Annotated in this window: 13 protein-coding genes; 11 read left to right on the top strand and 2 right to left on the bottom strand. The window is 71.2% G+C overall.

Features of this window, described 5'->3' with window-relative positions; translation table 11 throughout:
• The first annotated feature begins 55 nt into the window (after positions 1–55).
• From ABN273_RS33075 to ABN273_RS33025, 11 genes are all read left to right on the top strand, one after another.
• The gene (locus ABN273_RS33075; protein WP_349453007.1) at positions 56–3,577 is read left to right on the top strand and encodes an alpha-N-acetylglucosaminidase TIM-barrel domain-containing protein; all 3,522 of its coding nucleotides are present in this window, start codon (positions 56–58) and stop codon (positions 3,575–3,577) included.
• Positions 3,578–4,082: 505 nt separating this feature from the next.
• On the top strand, positions 4,083–7,895 hold the full coding sequence (locus tag ABN273_RS33070) for a Pls/PosA family non-ribosomal peptide synthetase (RefSeq protein WP_349453006.1): 3,813 nt from the start codon (positions 4,083–4,085) through the stop codon (positions 7,893–7,895).
• On the top strand, positions 7,892–9,163 hold the full coding sequence (locus ABN273_RS33065) for a M1 family metallopeptidase (RefSeq protein WP_349453097.1): 1,272 nt from the start codon (positions 7,892–7,894) through the stop codon (positions 9,161–9,163). Before ABN273_RS33070 ends, ABN273_RS33065 begins: the two co-directional genes overlap by 4 nt.
• A gap of 142 nt (positions 9,164–9,305) precedes the next feature.
• Entirely contained in the window at positions 9,306–10,418 is a 1,113-nt protein-coding gene (locus tag ABN273_RS33060; protein WP_349453005.1) for an inorganic phosphate transporter, read from the top strand.
• A gap of 10 nt (positions 10,419–10,428) precedes the next feature.
• The gene (locus ABN273_RS33055; protein ID WP_349453004.1) at positions 10,429–10,662 is read left to right on the top strand and encodes a hypothetical protein; all 234 of its coding nucleotides are present in this window, start codon (positions 10,429–10,431) and stop codon (positions 10,660–10,662) included.
• 63 nt (positions 10,663–10,725) lie between these two features.
• Complete coding sequence (locus ABN273_RS33050; RefSeq protein WP_349453003.1) at positions 10,726–11,775, top strand: glycerophosphodiester phosphodiesterase family protein; 1,050 nt, start codon at positions 10,726–10,728, stop codon at positions 11,773–11,775.
• Between the two features lie 217 nt (positions 11,776–11,992).
• Positions 11,993–13,453 (top strand): three-helix bundle dimerization domain-containing protein, encoded by a 1,461-nt coding sequence (locus ABN273_RS33045; RefSeq protein WP_349453002.1) that lies wholly within the window; start codon positions 11,993–11,995, stop codon positions 13,451–13,453.
• Positions 13,454–13,563: 110 nt separating this feature from the next.
• Positions 13,564–14,169, top strand: a complete 606-nt coding sequence (locus ABN273_RS33040) for a response regulator transcription factor (RefSeq protein WP_349453001.1) — start codon at positions 13,564–13,566, stop codon at positions 14,167–14,169.
• Positions 14,166–16,043 (top strand): sensor histidine kinase, encoded by a 1,878-nt coding sequence (locus ABN273_RS33035; protein ID WP_349453000.1) that lies wholly within the window; start codon positions 14,166–14,168, stop codon positions 16,041–16,043. The genes ABN273_RS33040 and ABN273_RS33035 overlap by 4 nt, the downstream gene beginning before the upstream one ends.
• 55 nt (positions 16,044–16,098) lie before the next feature.
• On the top strand, positions 16,099–17,601 hold the full coding sequence (locus tag ABN273_RS33030; RefSeq protein WP_349452999.1) for a multicopper oxidase family protein: 1,503 nt from the start codon (positions 16,099–16,101) through the stop codon (positions 17,599–17,601).
• 122 nt (positions 17,602–17,723) lie between these two features.
• Entirely contained in the window at positions 17,724–19,310 is a 1,587-nt protein-coding gene (locus ABN273_RS33025) for an alpha/beta fold hydrolase (RefSeq protein ID WP_349452998.1), read from the top strand.
• 26 nt (positions 19,311–19,336) lie between these two features.
• Here ABN273_RS33025 and ABN273_RS33020 read toward each other — a convergent pair whose 3' ends face one another.
• Both ABN273_RS33020 and ABN273_RS33015 read right to left on the bottom strand, forming a co-directional pair.
• A complete protein-coding gene (locus ABN273_RS33020; protein WP_349452997.1) occupies positions 19,337–19,879 on the bottom strand; it encodes a hypothetical protein in 543 nt (180 codons plus the stop codon).
• Positions 19,880–20,007: 128 nt separating this feature from the next.
• Positions 20,008–21,342 carry a cytochrome P450 gene (locus tag ABN273_RS33015; RefSeq protein WP_349452996.1) on the bottom strand — a complete coding sequence of 445 codons (1,335 nt, stop codon included), beginning with the start codon at positions 21,340–21,342 and terminating at the stop codon, positions 20,008–20,010.
• Positions 21,343–21,347 lie beyond the last annotated feature (5 nt).

The raw sequence follows: 21,347 nt of genomic DNA, 5'->3' as shown, positions 1-21,347 counted from the left end.
AAAGTCTTTACATAATAGGCCCCCTTACTCACCCCCCTCGGAGGTGGCCGCCCCGATGACCCGGTCCCGCGAACCGCAGAGCCCCGCGGTCCTTTTACCGCGATACCTGACAGTGCTCGCCGTCCTGCTCACGATGCTCGCCGCCCCGTTCGTCCCCCAGCCCAGGGCAGTGGCCGAGGCGGCTGCCCGGCTCGACAGCCCGGCGGCGCAGGCCCTGGAACGGTTGATCGGGACATCGCGCGCCAAGCAGGTCACCCTGCGCGCGATCGACAAGGGCGCGGGCCGGGACCGGTTCGAGGTGTACGCCGAGAACGGCCGCCTCGTCGTCGCCGGCACGACGCCCGCGGTTCAGCTGACCGGGTTCGGCCACTACCTGCGCCAGGTGGCACACGCCGACGTCTCGATCAACGGCTCCCAGGTCGACCTGCCCCAGCGCCTCCCCTTACCCGCGGCGCCCATCGCCAAGGACTCCTCGGTGGATCACCGCTTCGCCCTCAACGACACCAACCAGGGCTACGCGGGGGCGTATCTGAGCTGGCCGGAGTGGCAGCGGCGGATCGACGTCCTCGCGCTGCACGGCATCAACGAGGTGCTCGTCTACGAGGGCCAGGAGGCGGTCTACCAGCGCACCTTCATGGAGTTCGGCTACTCCGACCAGCAGATGCGCGAGTGGATCCCGCAGCCGGGCCACCAGTCCTGGTGGCTGCTGCAGAACATGTGCTGCACCGACGGCCCGATCTCCCAGCAACTCATCGATCAACGGATCGAACTCGGCCGCAAGATGGCCGACCGCCTACGTTCGCTGGGCATGGTCCCCGTGCTGCCCGGCTATTTCGGCACCGTGCCGACCGACTTCAAGGTCCGCAACGCGGGAGCCAACACGGTCCCGCAGGGCACCTGGAACCAGCTCGAACGCCCCCACTGGCTCGACCCGACGGATCCGATCTTCGCGCGCGTCGCCGCCACGTTCTACCGGGTGCAGACCCGGCTGTTCGGTGCCAGCACGATGTACAAGATGGACCTGCTGCACGAGGGCGGCACGGCTGGAACGGTCGACGTCGCGCAGGCGTCACAAGCGGTGCAGCGGGCCTTGAACACCGCACACCCCAAGGCGCTCTGGACGATCCTGGGCTGGCAGCGCAACCCTCTGCCGGCGACGCTCCAGGCCATCGACCGCACCAAGATGTTCATCGTCGACGGCATCAGCGAGGAATCCGGCACCACCGACCGGGACAAGGACTTCTTCGGCACCGGGTACGCGTTCGGCACCATCTGGAACTTCGGCGGTCATTTCAACCTCGGCGCCAGGCTGACGCTGTGGAACGAGAAGTTCCACGCCTGGCGCGGCAAGCCCGGCACGGCGATGAACGGCATCGCGCTGATGCCGGAGGCCATCGACAACAACCCGGCCGCGGTCGCGTTCTTCACCGACATGCCGTGGCAGGACGGCCCGGTCGACATGCGCAAGTGGTTCGACGACTACGCCACCGCTCGGTACGGCGGCCAGGACCCGCACGCCAAGGCGGCATGGCAGATCCTCCTCGACACCGTCTACAGCTGGCCCGCCGGCGCCGACACACGGCACGTCACCGGCCTGTACGACGACGAGCCCGGCCTGGCGAACACCGGCTACCCGCTGCAGTACGACATCGCCACCTTCGACAAGGCGCTCGACGAGCTGCTCCAGGTCGACCCGCGCCTGCGCGGTTCCGGCGCCTACCGCTACGACCTCGTCGACGTCGCACGGCAGGTGCTGGCCAACCACAGCCGGCTGCAGCTACCCAAGATCCGCGCCGCCTACCGCGCCAAGGATCTCGGCCGGTTCGAGCGCCTGACCGGCCAGTGGATGGACCAGATGCGACTGATGGACCGGCTGCTGGGCACCGACGAGAACTTCCTGCTCGGGGTGTGGCAGCAGGAGGCCCGCCGGCAGGCCGCCACTCCGGCCGAAGCAGCGACCCTGGACTACAACCTCAAGTCGCTGGTCACGCTCTGGGCCGCCGGCGCCCGGCTGCAGGACTACGCCCGCAGGGAGATGAACGGCCTCGTCGGGCAGTACTACGTGAAGCGGTGGCAGCTGTTCTTCGACAGCTTGAAGAGCGCGCTGCGCTCGGGCAAGGAGTACCCCGAGCCGATCGACTGGCCGGCCGTGGCCCAGGACTGGGCCAGGGCCGGCACCCGGCTGGCCGCCGAGCCACGTGGCAACGCCTATGTCGAGGCGAGCAGGGTGGCCGCGCTGCCGGACGGCGCGGTGACCGTCGGGGTCGACCGCAAGGGCGTCAAGCCGGGTGGGACCGTACAGGTCACCGCCGTGTTCGCCAACGACAACACGTTGCGGCCCACTGGAAAGGTGGCGCTCCGGCTCGATCCCCCGCAGGGATACCAGGTGCAGGCGACCTCCCCGGCCGGCGCCGACCACGTCGCCCCGCGCGACAAGCTCACCGTGACGTGGACGGTGACCGTTCCCGCCGGCGAGGCGCCGGGCGGCACCCCGGCGCTGGACGTCACCGCTTCCTGGCGATCTGACGACGTCGCCCGGCAGGACACGGCCTCGACCCGGCTGCTGATCGCCGGAGCCGCGCCCGCGTCGTACCGGACGATGAGCAACACGCCGGCCGAGTTCGCTCCCGCAAGAGACGGGATCGCGATCGCGGCGGGTGGCGCGGATCTCTGGCGGGAGACCAACGAGCTGGCCACCGCCTACCGCCCGGCCGCCCTGGCCGACGGGCAGCAGCTCGCGAGCACGGTGCTGCGGCAGGACGGATCGTCGGAGTGGACCAGGTCCGGGCTGGTGGTGAGCGACGAGCTGGCCACCCCCGGGTCCGGCGGCTACGCGAACATCGCCGTCACCCCCGGTCACGGCTGCGTGTTCAGCTGGGATTCCGACGGCGACGGGCAGCTCGACTCGTACGCCGAAGCAGGCGGGTTCGCACCACCCGTACGCGTGCGCATCGGCAAGTCCGGCGACCGGCTGACCGGCTCCTGCAGCAGCGACGGCGAGAACTGGTCGGTGATCGGGGCGGCCCGCGTCCCGGGCGCGGGCGCCACGCTCGACGCCGGCTTGTTCGTCAGCGCGGCCAACCGGAACACCGGCCGGCAGGCGATCGCCGTGCTGACCGATCCCGCATCGACCCCGTCGACCGCACGCGACGGCGCGCGGGACACGCTGCAGAGCCTCCGCAAACCAGTTACGGCGCTGAGCTGGGAGCCGAACCGGGGCCCGGAGCACGCGAACGACGGCAACCGGGGCAACTCGCCGTACTTCGCCAGCCAGATGACCTGGGACACCACCTGGTGGCAGGTCGACCTGGGGACGGTCAACGACATCTCACGCGTCAACGTGCGCAACTATGTCGGGGGCGGGCGCTACTACGAGTACCGGCTGGAGGGCAGCCTCGACGGCGTCACCTGGCACACCCTCGGCGGCCGCCGAGGCCCCCGGGCCGCGACCGACGCCGGAGACACCCTGACCACTGAGGCGAAGGCCCGCTATGTCCGGGTGATCGGCACGCACAACACCGCCAACCTGTCGTTCCACCTCACTGAGGTCAGCGTGTACGGCACGCCGGCACAATGATGTCGCGTCATTCGTGATCGCGGGAGCGGTGCTGGGCGTTGACCGACGCTCCCAGCGGCAGCCAGCGGCGCGTTGATCCAGCGCGCCCAGCAGCCAGTCCACGATCGCGACGATGGCGAACGCGCCGAGCGCCGCGTACACGCGTCGGCGCCGCGCACCACGAACGCGGCGAAGACCCGCTGCTCCTCGATGGCCTGACCGGCCTCGCCGTAGGTCGGGGAGGCCATGGCGTAGGAGTACGACCCGGCGAACAGCCCCGCCCCCGCCGCGAGGATCAGCGCGAGCACGGACGCGGGAAAGTACGGCGATTGCTTGAAAGCCGCCCATCAGTCACCCATGCGCCCACCGGGGCGGCTCGCTGACATTCACTCCGTGACGGCTCGCGAAGCCATTCGGGAGGCGTCCATGACAAGCGCGGGGCGCTGCCGGGCCCGGCCCCGTGGGCGATCAAGAGGGAACGGCGCGTACCCTTCAGTGTCAGCCGTCGCCGATCCACGGAGCCCTCTTGCCCAGCAACCCTGCCTCCTTACGCCACAGAACCGCGCGCGCGATCTATCCCGCGGGCGTGCTGGCGACGCCGCCACGTACCCTCATCGACGTCCTCGACGAGACCACTCGCCTGCACCCGCACGCGCTCGCGATCGACGACGGCACCGTACGCCTCGACTACCGCTCGCTGCGCGCCGAGGTGGACCGGCTCGTCGCCGAGCTCGCCGCGGCGGGGATCGGCCGCGGCCACCGGGTCGGCGTGCGCGTCGCGTCGGGAACCGCCGAGCTGTACCTGTCCATCCTCGCCGTGCTCGCCGCCGGGGCCGCGTACGTGCCCGTCGACGCAGATGACCCGGCGGAACGGGCCGCGCTGGTCTTCGCCGAGGCCGAGGTCGACGCGGTCATCTCCGGCGAGCTGACGGTCTGTGGCAGCGAGGGCAGCGCGGGCAGCGAGGGTGGCGCCGCGACGGCCCCTTCGCCGCCCGCCCTCGACGACGACGCGTGGATCATCTTCACCTCCGGCTCGACCGGCCGGCCGAAGGGGGTCGCGGTGACGCACAGGTCCGCGGCCGCGTTCGTGGACGCCGAAGCGGGGCTCTTCCTGCGGGAACGGCCGCTGGGCCCCGGCGACCGGGTGCTGGCCGGACTGTCGGTGGCCTTCGACGCCTCCTGCGAGGAGATGTGGCTGGCGTGGCGGCACGGCGCCTGCCTGGTGCCCGCGCCCAGAGCCCTCGTACGCACCGGGATGGACCTGGGGCCCTGGCTGGCGGAGCAGCGGATCACCGTGGTCTCGACCGTGCCCACGCTGGCCGCGCTGTGGCCCGCCGAGCACCTCGACCGGATCCGGTTGCTCATCTTCGGCGGGGAGGCCTGCCCGCCCGAGCTGGCCGAGCGGCTCGCCGTGCCCGAGCGCGAGGTGTGGAACACCTACGGGCCCACCGAGGCCACGGTGGTGGCCTCGGCGGCGCGGCTCACGGGCGACGGCGAGGGCGAGCCGGTGGCGATGGGGGAGACCGGCGAGCTGGTGATCGGCGGTGTGGGTCTGGCCCGCTACCTGGACCCGGTCAAGGACGCCGAGAAGTACGCGCCGCTGCCGTCGCTGGGCTGGGAGCGGGCCTACCGCAGCGGTGACCTGGTACGTGCCGACCCCCAGGGACTGGTGTTCAACGGCCGCGCCGACGACCCGGTGAAGCTGGGCGGGCGCAGGATCGAGCTGGGCGAGGTGGAGGCCGCGTTGGGGGCGCTGCCCGGGGTCACGGGCGCGGCCGCGGCCGTCCGCACCGCGGGCGGCGGCCACCAGGTGCTCGTCGGCTACGTCGTCACCGAGCCCGGCTACCACCTCGGCAAGGCACGCGTGCTGCTCGCCGACTCGCTGCCCGCGGCCCTGGTGCCGCGCCTGGCGGCGGTCGACGCGCTCCCGACCAGGACCTCAGGGAAGGTCGACCGTGACGCGCTGCCCTGGCCAATGGCCGCGCCCGCCACCACCGGCGACGGGCTGAGCCCGGCCGAGGCGGCGCTGGCCGAACGGTGGACCGCCATCCTCGGCGTGGCGCCGCGAGGACGGGACGCCGACTTCTTCGCCGACGGCGGCACGAGCCTGGCGGCGGCCCGGCTGGTGTCGATGCTGCGCGCCGACCATCCCGACGTGGCGGTGGGCGACGTGTACGCGCAGCCGACGCTGGGCGGTCTGGCGCGGCTGCTGGAGGGCCGGGGCGAGGCGGAGCCGGAACGGCGGCCCGTGACCCCGATGCCCAGGCGTGCCGCGCTGGCGCAGTCGGCGCTCATGGTTCCGCTGCTCACCGTCGGCGCGATGCGCTGGATCGTGCTGCTCGCCGCGCTCGGCAACCTGCTGGCGCCCGCGTGGGCCCCGGCCCTGTCGTGGTGGTGGGTGACGCTGGGCGCTCTGCTGTTCGTCACCCCTGCCGGGCGGATGGGCCTGTCCGCGGCCGTGGCCCGGCTCCTGCTGCGCGGTGTGCGGCCGGGCAGTCATCCGCGCGGCGGCGGCGTACATCTGAGGTTGTGGTTCGCCGAGCGGTTCGCCGAGCGGCTCGGCGTTCCCGACCTGGCCGGCGCGCCCTATCTGGCGTGGTACGCCCGCCTGCTGGGCGCCCAGGTGGGCAGCGACGCCGACCTGCACTCGCCGCCACCCGTCACGGGGCTGCTCAAGCTGGGCAGGGGCGCGTCGATCGAGCAGGAGGTCGATCTCTGCGGCCACTGGTACGACGGCGACCGGCTGCACATCGGCGAGATCAGGATCGGCGCCGGCGCGAGGATCGGCTCCCGGTCGACGCTGCTGCCCGGCACCAGAATCGGGAAGAACGCCCAGATCGCCCCCGGATCGGCGGTCGCCGGCAGCGTGCCGGCGGGCCAGCTCTGGGCCGGCGCCCCGGCGTTCAGGCAGGGCAAGTCACGCAGGTCGCGGCCGGCGGAGCGGCCTGCCCGCTCCCGGTTCTGGGCCGCACTGTACGGGCTCACCGCCATCGTGCTCAGCCTGCTCCCGGCGGTCGCGGCCGGGGCCGGGCTCGCGGTCCTGGCCGGGTTCGCCGGCGACGCACGCACGCTCGGCCAGGCCCTGGCCGCCGCTCTGCCGGGCGTGCCGCTGGCGACGATCGCCGGCATGGCCGCCTTCGCGCTGATCACGCTGGTCAGCGTGCGGCTGCTCGGTATGGGCCTGCACGCTGGCCGCCACCCGGTGCACAGCCGCCAGGCCTGGCAGGCGTGGACGACGGGGCGGCTGATGGCCTCGGCGCGGGTCTGGCTGTTCCCGCTGTACGCCAGCGTCCTGACGCCCGCGTGGCTGCGGGCGCTCGGCATGAAGGTGGGCCGCGGCGTCGAGCTGTCCACGGTCCTGGCGCTGCCCACGATGACGTCCGTCGGAGACGGCGCCTTCCTGGCCGACGACACGATGGTCGCCCCGTACGAGCTGGACGGCGGCTGGATGCGTGTCGCGTCGGCGCGGATCGGCAAGCGCGCCTTCCTCGGCAACTCGGGGATGACCGCGCCCGGACGCAAGGTGCCCAAGGACGGCCTGGTCGGGGTGCTGTCGGCGACGCCGAAGAAGGCCAGGTCCGGCTCGTCGTACGTGGGCATGCCGCCCATGGAGCTGCGCCGTACCGCCGAGGAGGCCGATCGCAGCCGCACCTATCACCCGCCTGCCCGGTACAAGGTGGCCAGGGCGCTGGTCGAGGCGTTCCGGGTGGTGCCCGCGATGTGCGCGGTCGCGCTCGCCGTCCTGGTCGCCGCCGCCTTCGAGTGGCTCGCGGCAGGCTACGGCTTCGCCGTGGCGCTCGCGCTGGGCGGCGTGGTGCTGCTGGCCGCGGGCGTCCTCGCCGCGACGGTCGCCACGGCCGCGAAATGGGCGCTCGTCGGCCGGATCAGAGCGGGCAGCCGGCCGCTGTGGAGCTCCTTCGTGTGGCGCAACGAGCTCGCGGACAACTTCGTGGAGGTGCTGGCGGCGCCCTGGTTCGCGCAGCCGTGGCTGGGGACCGCGCCGTTGAACGTGTGGCTGCGTTCGCTCGGGGCGCGCATCGGGCATGGGGTCTCATGTGACACGTACTGGCTGCCAGAGGCGGATCTGGTGACCCTGGGCGACGGCGCGTGCGTCAACCGGGGCTGCGTCCTGCAGACCCATCTCTTCCACGACCGGGTCATGAGCATGGACACGGTGACGCTGGAGTCGGGCGCGACCCTGGGCCCGCACGGTGTGGTGCTGCCGGCCGCGCGGGTGGGCGCCGACACCACGATCGGGCCGGCCTCGCTGGTCATGCGTGGGGAGGCGGTGCCCGCTCGTACGCGGTGGTTCGGCAATCCCATCTCGGCGTGGCGATGACGTCGTACTTTCCCGCGCACGGCGACCATCGGTACGGGGTGTCGCACTACGACCTGACGCTGAAGTACGGGGTGGCGGGCAACCGGCTCGACGGCACGGCCCGGCTGAGCGTGTCGGCCGCCGACCCCGTCGGCGTCCTCGACCTGGACCTCGGCCGGTTCCGGGTCTCGGGCGTCACCGTGGACGGGGTCCCGGCCCGCCACGTGCACGGAGGGGGCAAGCTGCGGGTGACCCTGCCCAGGCCGCTGCCCGTGGGAGCCGGCGCCGTCGTCGAGGTCCGCTACTCGGGCGGACCCGTGCCGGTGCCGAGCCCCTGGGGCGGTCTGGGATGGGAGGAGCTGACCGACGGCGCGCTGGTGGCCGGCCAGCCGATCGGGGCGCCCTCCTGGTTCCCGTGCAACGACCGGCCCGACGACAAGGCGTCGTACCGGATCGCCGTGACGACCGCGTCTGCGTACCGGGTCATCGCGAACGGCGTGCTCACTGCCCGGCGCCGCGGGGCCGGGACCACGACGTGGATCTACGAACAGCCGGAGCCCATGGCTAGCTACCTGGCCAGCGTGCAGATCGGGCGCTATCAGGTCGCCGAGGTCGCGGGAGCCCGGCTGGCCCACCCGGCGCGCCTGGGCGCCCGGGTCCGGCACGACTTCGGCCGGCAGGGCGAGATGATGGCGGTGTTCACGGAGCGGTTCGGCCCCTACCCGTTCACCGGCTACGTCGCCGTCGTGGCCGACGACGACCTGGACATCCCGGTCGAGGCGCAGGGCATGTCGATCTTCGGCCGCAATCACGTGGACGGCCGGCGCGGGTTCGAGCGGTTGATCGCGCACGAGCTGGCGCACCAGTGGTTCGGCAACAGCCTCACGGTGTCCTGCTGGAGCGACATCTGGCTGCAGGAGGGCTTCGCCACCTACGCCGAGTGGTTGTGGTCCGAGGCGTCCGGCGGCCCGTCCGCCGCCGATCACGCCCGGCGCTGGCACCAGCGGCTCGCCGGGCTGCCGCAGGACTTCGTGCTGGCCGACCCCGGCGTGGGCATGCTGTTCGACGACCGCGTGTACAAGCGGGGCGCGCTGACCGTGCACGCGTTGCGCCGGGCGCTGGGCGACGCGGAGTTCTTCCCCGCCCTGCGCGCCTGGACCACCGCCCACCGGCACGGGAACGTCACCACCCAGGACCTGGCCGCGCACCTCCAGCGGCACACGGCGCGTCCGGTGGGCCCGCTGCTGTCCGCCTGGCTGTACGACAAGCCTCTCCCGCCGGCTGCCTGAAGGGCACAAGGCACGCTGCTCGTATCGGATTCCCCAAGGAGGGGTATACGCCCACCGGGGCGTCCTGTCGGCCGGGGGTTCACGGCTGGTTCACAGCCGGCGCCCAACGTCCTGGTGGCGTCGAGACGATGGGGCCGTCCCTATGGAGCATGTGACGTTCGTGGTCGTCGTTGTGATCATCACGGCGCTGGTCTTCGATTTCACCAACGGCTTCCATGACGCCGCCAACGCGATGGCCACCTCGATCGCGACCGGCGCGCTGCGGCCCAGGGCGGCCGTGGCGATCTCGGGCGTGCTGAACGTCGTGGGCGCGTTCCTGTCGGTGGAGGTGGCCAAGACGATCTCGGGCGGCATCGTGGACGATCACCTGGTGACGCCGCCGATGGTGTTCGCCGGGCTGATCGGCGCGATCTTGTGGAACCTGCTCACCTGGCTGCTGGGGCTGCCGTCCAGCTCCTCGCACGCCCTGTTCGGGGGGCTGATCGGCGCCGTATGGGTGGGCGCGGGCATCCAGGGCGTGCACTTCGGCACGGTCCTGGAGAAGGTGCTCATCCCGGCGGTCGCCTCGCCGCTCATCGCCGGATTCGTCGCGATGAGCGGCACCTATCTGGCGTACACGATCACCGCCAGGACCCGGCAGGGGTCGGTGACGACCACGTTCCGGTTCGGGCAGATCGTCTCCGCGTCGCTGGTGTCGCTGGCGCATGGCACCAACGACGCGCAGAAGACCATGGGCGTCATCACGCTCACGCTGATCTCGTCCGGCGCGCTGGTCTCGGGCTCCGGCCCGCCGTTGTGGGTGATCGCCGCCGCCGGCCTGGCGATCGGGGTGGGGACGTATGTGGGCGGGTGGCGGATCATCCGCACCATGGGCAGGGGGATCACCGAGATCGAGTCCCCGCAGGGCTTCGCCGCCGAGTCCAGTGCCACCACTGTCATCCTGGTCTCCTCTCACCTGGGCTTCGCCCTGTCGACCACGCAGGTGGTCTCCGGCGCGATCCTCGGCACCGGGCTGGGCCGCCGGCTGGCCAAGGTGCGCTGGAATGTGGCCGGCCGGATGGCGCTGGCCTGGCTGTTCACCCTGCCCGCCGCCGCGGCGGTCGGCGGGGTCGTGGCGGTCGTGGCCGTCACCGGCACCCTCGGCGTCACCATCGCCGCGCTGGTGGCGATCGCCGCCGCCGCGGGACTCTACGCGGCCGGCCGCCGCGAGCCCGTCCATGCCGGCAACGTCAACGAAGTCCCGACCGCGGTCTGAGAGGAACCCGATGGACATCAAGTGGGCCGCCCTGGGCCAGGTCTTCGTCGTCAGCCTGGCCGTGAGCGTGGTGATCGTCCTGGTCTTCTCGCTCGGCGTGCTGGCGGTCGCCGCCCGGCGGTCCGCTCAGGAACAAGGCACCGGCAGCGGCGCCGGCGGGCTGGCCGCGGCTGTCCTGTGCTTCGCGGCCTGCACGGCGGTGGTCCTGTACGGCATCTACCTGATCGTCCCGCAGTTCCACTGACCGCCTGGCGGGGCTCACCTCGCGTACGCCCTGCCGTACCCGTGATGGCCGATCTTTTCGCATGTGAATACGAAGAGATGGCTTGCGGTAGTGGCGGCGGCGCTGGTGGTGACGGCTGTGCCGGGCGTGGCGGACGCGGACGGGCGGCGTGCCTTCGATCTCCAGGCACACCGGGGCGGGCTCGGGCTCGTGGTGGAGAGCACGTTGCCCGCGTTCGTGAACGCGCTGGAGCTCGGCGTCAGCACGCTCGAGCTCGACGTGCAGATCACCGAGGACGGCCAGGCGGTTGTCACCCACGACAGGAAGGTCAACGGCACGAAGTGCCGCGACACGGCGCCGGCCGTGCCGGACGACCCCGAGTTCCCCTACGTCGGCAAGTACGTCAACACGCTCACCCTCAGCCAGATCAGGACCATGGACTGCGGTTCGCAGACGCTGGCCGCATTCCCCGGGCAGCGGGCGGTGCCGGGGGCGCCGATGGCCACGTTGCGCGAGGTGTTCGAGCTGGTCGGCCGGTACCGGGCGCGGGACGTCAAGCTCAACGTGGAGACCAAGGTGGAGGCAGGGGCGCCCAGCGAGACGGCGCCCAGGGAGCAGTTCGTCCAGGTGACGCTCCGGGAGATCCGCCGGGCCGGGATGCTGCGGCAGGTCACCATCCAGAGCTTCGACTGGGGCGCGCTCATGCGGATGCGGGAGCTGGAGCCGCGGCTGCCGCTCGTCGCCCTCACCAACCGCGACTTCCTCCAGACCGGCCAGCCCGGCGCCTCGCCCTGGCTGGGCGGCATCGACATCGACGCCTTCGGCGGCGACCCGCTCAAGGCGGTCAAGTCGTTCGGGGCGGACGCGTTCTCGCCGGTGCACGGCTTCCCGCAGAACGGCAAGGTGACGGACCCGGGCTACCAGGCGTACGTCACCAAGGACATGGTCGACCAGGCCCACGCGCTCGGGCTCAAGGTGATCCCGTGGACGATCGACGACGAGCCGACGCTGAACAAGCTCATCGACGACGGCGTGGACGGCATCATCACCGACTATCCCGATCGGCTGCGGCAGGTCATGGCCGAGCGCGGGTTCAAGCTGCCCAAGAGGCATCGCCGCCACGGGTCATCTTGATGAACAAGCTCTGACTTTCATCATTGATTTCGTCGAACTAAATCCACGGCAAGGTGAACAACAGCTTCAATTCGCTCGGCCGCATCGGCGGTCATCTGCGATTTCGAATAAGCCTTGACTCGGATTATCGACTCGGCCGAAAACCCCTATAAGGTTGGCGCGGCGCGGGCCGGAAGGCCGCGGGTGCCCGACCAATGAGTAAGCCGAGGAGATGCTGGTGAGTGTCGACACCCTCCGCGAGGAACAGGCGATACGTCGAGCGACTGACCATCTGGTCCAGGTTTTCGCCGGCACTCACCCGGCCGGGCAGGTCGAGAGCGCGGTGGAGACGATCCACCGCCGTTTCGACGGCCGTCCCGTCCGGGATTTCGTCCCCATCCTGGTCGAGCGCATCGTCCGCCGGGAACTGGTGGAGGCGAACCGGGAGGCGGGGGCCGGGGCGCCGCCGGAGGTCACCGGGGACCTGCACCCGGAGGTCGCGCCGGACCCTCGTCCCGCGACAACGGAGAAAACGACATCTAACGCCATCGGTGACATATCTGACACAGGGGGAAGTCGCTCTCCGGAAGTCGCCGGGCCGGCCCGAATTCAGTCGGCGCAAGTCCGCGGTAAGGGATTTCTTGCGCTGATCGTGGTCGCGGTGGCCGTGGTCGCCGCCGTAGTGGTGGTCGTGAACACCGGGCAGGAGGAAACCCCGCTCCCGCTCACGACCGTGCGCGGTGTGATCGGCTCGGAGAAGAAGGCGTTCTTCGAGGATCCACGAGTGCAGAAGGCCCTCGCGGACAAGGGGGTGAGGGTCGAAGTCGATCCGGCGGGTTCACGCCAGATCGCCACCTCGATCGACCTCGGACAGTACGACTTCGCGTTCCCGTCGAGCGCACCGGCGGGCGACCGGATCCAGCGCCAGCGTCACGTCAGTGCGAAATACACGCCGTTCTCCTCGCCCATGGCCATCGCCACGTTCCAGCCCATCGCGGACCTGCTGCGCAAGGCGGGCGTCGTGAAACAGGGGGCCGTCCTGACCTTCGACGTCAGCCGCTACCTGGAGCTGGTCACCACGGACGTGCAGTGGGACCAGCTCACGGGCAACACCGTCTATCCCGTCCGCAAGAACATCCTGGTCTCCACGACGGATCCGCGCACGTCGAATTCCGCGGCCATGTACTTGGCCATCGCCAGCTATGTCGCGAATGACGGCACGATCGTGCACGGCGCCGCCGCGGAAAAGACCGTGCTCCCCCTGGTGTCTCAGCTCTTCACTGGCCAGGGCTACACCGACAACACCTCCGAGGGCCCCTTCAAGGAATACCTCACGGTGGGCATGGGCCCGACCCCGATGGTCTGGATCTACGAGGCGCAGTTCGTGGACGCCGCCACGCGCGGGCAGCTCAAGCCGGGGATGGTGCTGATGTACCCGTCACCGACCGTGCTGTCCAAGCACACCCTGGTGCCGTTCAACGCGTCCGGCGACCGGGTCGGGCGCCTGCTGAGCACCGACCCGGAGCTACAGAGACTCGCTGCCGAGCACGGGTTCCGCTCCGGTGCCGCCGCCCAGTTCGCCAAGGTCGCCGCAGATCACAACGTACGCGTGGCGACGGATCTCATCGACGTGGTCGAGACCCCCGCCTATGACACTCTTGAGCACCTGCTCGACGGAGTCGCCAAATCGTACGGGTAGCGATCCCTCTCCCGTGCCTCACCTCGTGAGATCTTCGTGCCGGTTTCGTGAAGATCTCACGAGGTGGGCGAAATGCGGCACAATCGGTCCGTGTTTCAACGGGGTGACGGATGATCCGCGTACTGCTCGCCGAGGACATGCATCTGGTGCGCGGCGCGCTGGTCGCGCTGCTCGGCCTGGAGCCTGACATCGAAGTGGTCGCGGACGTCGGATCGGGGGAGGAGGTCGTGCCCGCGGCGCTCGCCTCCGTGCCCGACGTGGCCGTGCTCGACATCGAACTGCCGGGTGTGGACGGCCTTTCCCTCGCCGCCGAGCTGCGCAGCCTGCTGCCGGAGTGCCGCGTCCTCGTCGTGACGAGCTTCGGCCGCCCCGCCAATGTCCGCCGGGCCTTCGCCGCCCGGGCGTCCGGGTTCATGCTGAAGGACGCTCCGCCGCACCAGCTCGCGGACGCGATCAGGAAGGTGGCGGCGGGTGAGCGGGTGATCGATCCGCAGCTCGCCGTGGCCGCCCTGGAGGTGGTGGAGAGCCCGCTCAACGAGCGCGAGCTGGATGTGCTGCGCCGTTTCGCCGAGGGGGCGGACATCGAGCAGATCGCCAGGGAACGGTTCCTGTCGGTGGGAACGGTGCGCAACTACCTCACCGCGATCGTCACCAAGCTGCACGCCCGCAACCGGCTGCACGCCGTCCGGATCGCCACAGAGGCCGGCTGGCTGTGAAACCGGTCGCGCTTCTGGTCTGGGTCCTGTGCGCCCTGTGGGGGATCCGGATCAGCTCTCACCTCGACCGGGGCACGGATCCCACGTTGGTCGTCCTCGCCGTGACGCTGGTCGCCCTGCTCCAGCAGCCGATCTCCCCGCCGGGCCGGCCGCCTGTCACGCGGACGTGGCTGCTGGTGGCGCAGGGGCTGGTCAACTATCTGCCCCTCCTGGTCACGCCGGACGCCTGGTGGACCGGGGGAACGGCGTTCGTCGCGGCCTCCATCCTGCTGGTGGTCCGGGGGCGGCGCGCCTGGGCGCTGTTCGCGCTGGTCGCGGCCTTCGAAGGCGTCGTCGCGTTCCTCCTGGGCCGCGGGGCCGAGGACGTCTACCACTCGATCGTGGCGCCGATCACTGCCGGCCTCGTGCTGTACGGCCTCAGCGACCTCATCGGCCTGGCCGAGAAGGTCCGGCAGGAGCGGGACGAGCTCGCCGCGAGGGCCGAAGAGGTGGAACGGCTGCGGTTGTGGCGGCACACTCGCGGGCTGCTCCTGACGAGCCTGTCCACTGCCGAGCGGCTGGTGAATCGGGCCCGGTCGCAGCAGGGGGAGGCGGCGAAAAGGGAGATCGCCCATGCGGTCGGCATCGCACGGGAGACGCTGGCCCGGGTGCGCTCGCTGCCCGCGGCCCCGGACCCGCCCCCCGTCGCGCTGCCCGCCTACGACTGGCGGGTCGTGCGTCTCGCCATGCCCAGCCTGGTCCTGGTGCACGCCATCTTCATCGGCCAGGCCGTGTTCAACCTCACCGCCCAGGACGTCCACCTCGGTGCCGGCGAAGTGGTCGGAGTGGCCCTGCTGCCGGTGACCTTCGGCCTGCAGCTGCGGCATCTGGCCGCCGCGCGGGCGGGCGACCGGTCCAGGGGCTGGCACTGGACGCTGCCGCTTCAGGTCCTGGCCACCTATCTCCCCGTGGCGCTCGGAGCCGAGTCCGGCCTCATCGTGTCGGGCTTCCTGGGCGGCGCGGTGCTGCTGTACCTGGCGGCACCGGTGTCCTGGCTGCTCTGCACGATGATCGTCGGCGTGGCCGGCCTGAGCGGCACGTTCTCGTGGGGGCCGGTCACCGGAGCCTACTTCGCCTGCAGCACACTGTTCACCTCCATGGGTGTGTACGGTCTGACCCGGCTGACCGGGCTCGTCGTCGAGGTCAGGCGGACGCAGGCCGAGTCGGTGCAGCTGGCCGCGCTGCGGGAGCAGCTGAGAGCCGGCAGGGACCTGCACGACCTGCTCGGCCGCGGACTCACCGCGATCATCCTCCACAGCGAGCTGGCGCTGCGGCTGCTCGACGCCGATCCGGTGCGGGCGGGGGAGGAACTGGAGCGTGCCGCCGACGCGGTGCGCGCCGCGAGGTCCGAGACCAACGGGCTTCGCGACGCCGTGCCTCGTCTGCGGCTGGCCGACGAACTGGCCGCCGCCGAAGCCGCGCTGCAGGCAGCGGGCGCTCGGGTCCGGACCACCGCCGATCCGCTGCCCGGCACCGCGGCGACCGGCGCCGGCGAGCCGCCGGCGCAGGTCGGCGCGGTCCTGTCACTGGTGCTGCGCGAGGCGGTGACCAACGTGCTCAGGCACAGCTCGCCCGCGGAGGTCCGCATCGAGCTCACCTCCGCCGGCGGGCGGGTACGGCTGCGTGTCGTCAACGACGGCGTGGACCAGGCCGTACCGGCAACCAGGGTGGGGAACGGCGGGACGGGCCAGGCCGTTCACCGGCACGGAAGCGGGCTGCGGAACCTGCGTGCCCGCCTTGAGGCCGTGGCCGGCGAGCTCACCGTCGCCCGCGCGGGCGATCGCTTCGAGCTCCTCGCCGAAGCACCCGCCGATCATGAAGTTCTCACGCCATGAGATGAATCCGGCGACTGTTCGGAACCGGGCGGGTGGCCCAGACTGCGATCGAACCATGAAGATCGACAGAATTGGACTGATCACCATGCACGGCATGAGCCGCCGGCGGTTCCTGACGACCGCCGCGCTCGCTGGTCTTACCGCCGCCTGCGGCTCGTCATCGGAGGCAGGGGCGTCCCGCCCGGCCGGCAAGCCGGGCTTCCGCACCGAGCTGCGCATCCCGCCCCTGCTCCGCCCCGAGGCCGGCAAGGGCGGCGTGCGGCGGTTCCAGCTCACCATGCAGAGCGGCCAGACGAACATTCTGCCCGGCACGTCGACCGCCACGTGGGGGTTCAACGGCTCGTTCCTCGGACCCACGATCCGGGCGGCCAGGGGTGACAGGATCCAGATGGCGGTCACCAACCGGCTGCCGGAGACCAGCACGGTGCACTGGCACGGCATGCGGCTGCCGGCGAAGATGGACGGAGGCCCACATCAGCCGATCGAACCGGGCGCCACGTGGCGGCCGCAGTGGACCGTCGACCAGCCCGCCGCCACCTCCTGGTACCACCCGCACCCGCACGGCAAGACGGCCACGCACGTCTACCGCGGGCTCGCCGGCATGTTCATCGTCGACGACGACGTCGAGGTGGAGCTGCCGGACCGCTACGGCGTCGATGACATCCCGCTCATCCTGCAGGACAAGATTTTCGCCGCGGACGGCTCCCTGGCCGGGGACCCGCTGAAGGGCACCTTCGGCATCCTCGGCGACCACATCCTGGTGAACGGCACCTACGACCCGTTCGTCAACGTCACCACCGAGCGGGTGCGGTTCCGGATCCTGAACGGATCCAACGCCCGCATGTACAACCTCGTCTTCTCCGACCGCCGGAAATTCCATGTCGTCGGCAACGACGCCGGCCTGCTGCCCGCCCCGGTCACGGCGGACCGGGTGTCGCTGACGCCTGGTGAGCGGATGGAGATCGTGGTGGACTTCACCCCTGGTGAGCAGGTCGTGCTGCGCAGCCTGGGCGGCGCCGCGGACATCGACGAGGGTGACCTGGAGCTGCTGAAGATCGTTGCCGCCGCCCGGCTCGCCCCCTCACAGCCGTTGCCCGCGCGGCTGGCGCGCACCGCGCCGATCGCCGTGCCCGCCGGGGCCAGGGTGCGGCGTTTCAAGCTCAACGGGCACGACGCGATCAACGGAAAGGAGATGGACGCCGCCCGGATCGACGAGGTGGTGCCGGCCGGGGCGACGGAGATCTGGGAGATCGAGAACAGCGTCTACGCGCACAACTTCCACATCCACGAGGTGGCCTTCCGGATCCTGGACGTGGGCGGATCAGCCCCGCCCGGCTACGCCACCGGCAACAAGGACACCGTCTACGTGCCGTCGAAGACGACCGTCCGGCTCGCCGTCCAGTTCGGCCGGTACACCGATCCGCGGACTCCCTACATGTACCACTGCCACATCCTCCGTCACGAGGACTCGGGGATGATGGGCCAGTTCGTGATCGTGGAGCCGGGCACCGAGAACCAGATTTCCCGCACGATCCCCGCCCCCCACCACCACATGTAGGGACGGGCGAGTCTGGCCGGCATGCGCCGGTTTCGCGGCCGTCCTGGCGCCGGACTGGGATGATCGAAATCGGGCCGGCGCGACGTACGGAGGCCGGCCGTCCGACCGACGATCGGAGCAACGTGCGAAGAAGATCATCTCTGTTCGCCGCCGCCTTCCTGGCGCTGGTGCTCTTACCCGTTCCGATGTCCAACGCTGCCGCTGAGAGCGGGGCCGCCGCGGCAGGAGCCACGGCGGCCGCCGGGCAGAGCGGCATCGCCTGGGCGCCTTGTGCAGAGGAGCCCGCCGCCGAGTGCGGCACGCTGACCGTCCCGATCGACTGGTCCGAGCCGAACGGGCCGGCCATCGACCTCGCCGTCGCCCGGCGAAAGGCCACCGACCCCGCCGCCCGGATCGGCTCCCTGGTGATCAACCCGGGTGGCCCGGGCGGGTCGGGCGTGGAGGCCGCCTACGGCGCCCCCGGCTTCTTCACCGAGGAGCTCCAGCGGCGGTTCGACATCGTCGGCTTCGACCCCAGGGGCGTGGGCCGCAGCAACCCGGTGATCTGCTCCGCGTCCGTGTACAACCAGATGCCGCACACCGTCATGGCGAGCCAGGCCGACTTCGACGCCTGGAACGCCTTCACCAGGAAGCTGCACAAGGATTGCCGGGCCCGTACCGGTCCCCTCTACGACCACGTCGACTCCGCCGACGTCGCGCGTGACCTGGACGCCCTGCGCGCCGCCCTCGGCGAGGAGCGGCTCACCTACTACGGGATCTCGTACGGCACCCTGATCGGGCAGATGTACGCCGAGTTGTTCCCGGGCCGGATCCGGGCGCTCGCGCTCGACAGCAACATGGACCACAGCCTCGGCGTCAAGGGGTTCCTCGACACCGAGGCGATCGCCGCCGAGGACGGGTTCGACGAGTTCGCCGCCTGGTGCGAGGCCGACAGCAGTTGCGTCCTGCACGGGCGTGACATCCGCGCGATCTGGCAGGACCTGCTGGCGAAGGCGCGACGCGGTGAGCTGTACTACCCGGGCGTGACGGATCGCCCGATGACCGAGCTGCAGGTCATCTACAACGGCGTGCTGGGCAACGAGGGGCCCGACTGGCGCCTGCTGAGCGAGGTGATCAACGCCCTGGCCGGCGGGCCGCTGCCGGAGTGGTTGCCGCCGCTGCCCGGCCGGCAGCCCGTGGCGGGGGAGGTCGCCGAGCTGCCGACCGCGGTGCTGTGCCAGGACTACAACCTCCGGGTGCGTGACTACCGGGAGTACGCCGCGCTCAGGCGCAGCTCCGCTCGGCTGGCCCCCGACATGCGGTATCACCCGTACCCGATCGATGACATGCCGATCTGCCTGAACTACCCCACCACCAACCCGCCGCATCGGCTGCGGTACACGGGCAGCGCTCCGCTGCTGCTCGGCAGCTCGCTGCACGACCCTGCCACCCCGTACGGCTGGTCCGCCAACGTGGCCCGCCAGCTCGGCCCCAAGGCGGTGCTGCTCACTTACGAGGGCTGGGGGCACCGTATCTACGGCAAGGACAAGTGCCAGACGGACATTTTCGACCAGTACCTGATCTCGCTGGCCGTGCCCCCGCCCGGCACCCGCTGCGCCGTGGGCACAGCAGAGACCACGCTCAAGCGGAAGGCTCCGGCGTGGCCGTCGAGCCGGCTTCACTGGGCGGCTCCGGCTCCCCATGGCGGATCGGCTGTTCGCCGGCAATAGTGCGTCATATGTTACACATTCCGCCTCTACGTCGAGCCGTCGCGCGCCGGAGGCGTGTCCTGGGTGATGGAGTGGCGGCCGATCCGCCAGCGGCCGCCGTCGGCTGAGGCCCCGCGCAACCCGTCCAGGGTGCCGGGGCCGGCCAGCCGCAGGGTCTCGATGTCGCCGATCGAGGCGAAGGCGAAGGTCCGCGCCGGGTCCCAGGTGGTGCTGTGCCGCAGGCGGCGGCTCATCTGCGCCCATCCCAGCGCGGCGCCGGCGACGACCCAGGCATCGGGATCGCCCGCGGCGAAGCGGGTGGCCGGGCGCAGCCAGGAGGCGGCCTCCTCCGGCCAGGTGACTACTGTCAGGATCTGCCCGCCCTGAGCGTGCCAGGCGCGGGCGAAAGCCTGGGCGGCGGTGGTAGAGGCGGCGTCGCGGCCGTGGCCGAGCGTGACCGTCTCGATCCGGGGCCGCTGCTCGGTGAGCAGGTCCAACAGCGCCGCCAGTTCGGCGGTGGTGTGCCCGGCCGGTGCGGCAGCGGGGAGCCGCGAGGTGCGGACCAGCGGCGAGCGTGTCGGGGTCGGCATGTCGTCCGTTGTCCCTCCGTGTGCTTTGTCCACCAGGTATAACGCCGGGCCCGCCGCCGGCCCCGGCGGTATTCGGACATCGCGCTCCGCAGACGACTCTCGGGCGCGGGCCGGGCGGCGGGACCAGGTCACCGGGGTGCTGATCGAGGAGTCAGGTTCATGCGGATGCCGTCGGCGGCCCACAAGACGAACCGTTCGACGGGGACGACGTCGTGCCCGGCGGCCGGCTGGAAGCGGAATCGCCTCAGCAGGATCGCCAGCACCAGTTCGGCCTCCACCATGGCCAGGCTCGCGCCTTCGCAACTGCGCGGTCCGAGGCCGAACGGGATGTAGGAGTAGCGAGGCCGCCTGGCGGCCTCCTCCGGAGCGAAACGACCAGGGATGAACGCCTTGGGATCCGGCCAGTACTGCGGGTTCATGTGGACGGCCCAGAACGGGTAGAAGATGGTCGTCCCGGCGGGGATCTCGTAGCCGGCCAGGACGAGGTCCTCGGTGGTCTCGCGAGCCCCGTACGGACCCGGCGGATACAGGCGCATCGATTCCTTGAGCGCCATCTGCAGCCGGGGCAGCCGTTTGAGATCGGCGTACTCGGGCATGACACGATCGGCCAGCACCTGGTCGATCTCCGCCGTGACGCGTGCGGCCTCAGCGGGGTGCCGGGAGAGCAGGTGGAGGGTCCACGAGACCGCCACGCCGGTCGTGTGGTGGGCGGCAAGCATGATCATCAACACGGTGTCCCGTATGCGGGCCGGGCTCATCCCGGCCGCGGCCAGAGCCGCGACCAGGTCGTTGCCGTCCGGCCGGGCGGAGGCGAGCACGCCGTTCACGACTGCGCGCAGGTAGGTCAGTGCCTCCTGCGCGCGCTTTCGCCCCTGCTCCTCTGTGCCCGGGTCGGCGGGCTGGTACAGGCGGCCCAGGTACTCCGTGAGCACGACCTCGAAGGCCGTCACGACCTCTTCCGGGTCGTCGACGCCGTTGCCGAGTGCGTACTGGCAGATCATCCGGAGCGACAGCGCGCTCAGGTCCTTCTGCAGCTCGACCGGTCCTGCGCCGGCGCGCTCCGCCCACCGGTCGGCCAGATCGCCGGCCAGCGCGGCCAGGCCGGCGAAGTGGGCCTCGTGTGAGCGGCGGCCGGCCAGCACGGACAGCACCGCGCGGCGCCACGGCGTGTGCTCGTCCGCCGGCAGGGTCTGCAGGTTACCGGCCTCACACAGCGGCGCGAGGAACTCGAACAGCTCCTCCGGCCGCTTGTTGATCCCGGCAGTGGCCTCGAGCAGCACCGGGTCCGCGACGGAGACCGCCGAGGCCGCGCCGGGCAGCTCGAAGCGTACGACCGGCCCGTATTCAGCGTGCAGCCGCAGCTGGTAGGCGTGCAGGCCGCCTGCGGAAGCGATGTCATGCAGCCCGCCGTCGCCTCGCGCGGGCGGTCCGGGAATCACCGACACGTCTCCTCCATAGGACATGGATC

The organism is Nonomuraea sp. B19D2, from assembly GCF_040137845.1.
GTDB lineage: Bacteria > Actinomycetota > Actinomycetes > Streptosporangiales > Streptosporangiaceae > Nonomuraea.
The sequence above is the reverse complement of the archived record's forward strand: the minus strand, read 5'-3'. Positions and strand labels throughout refer to the sequence as shown.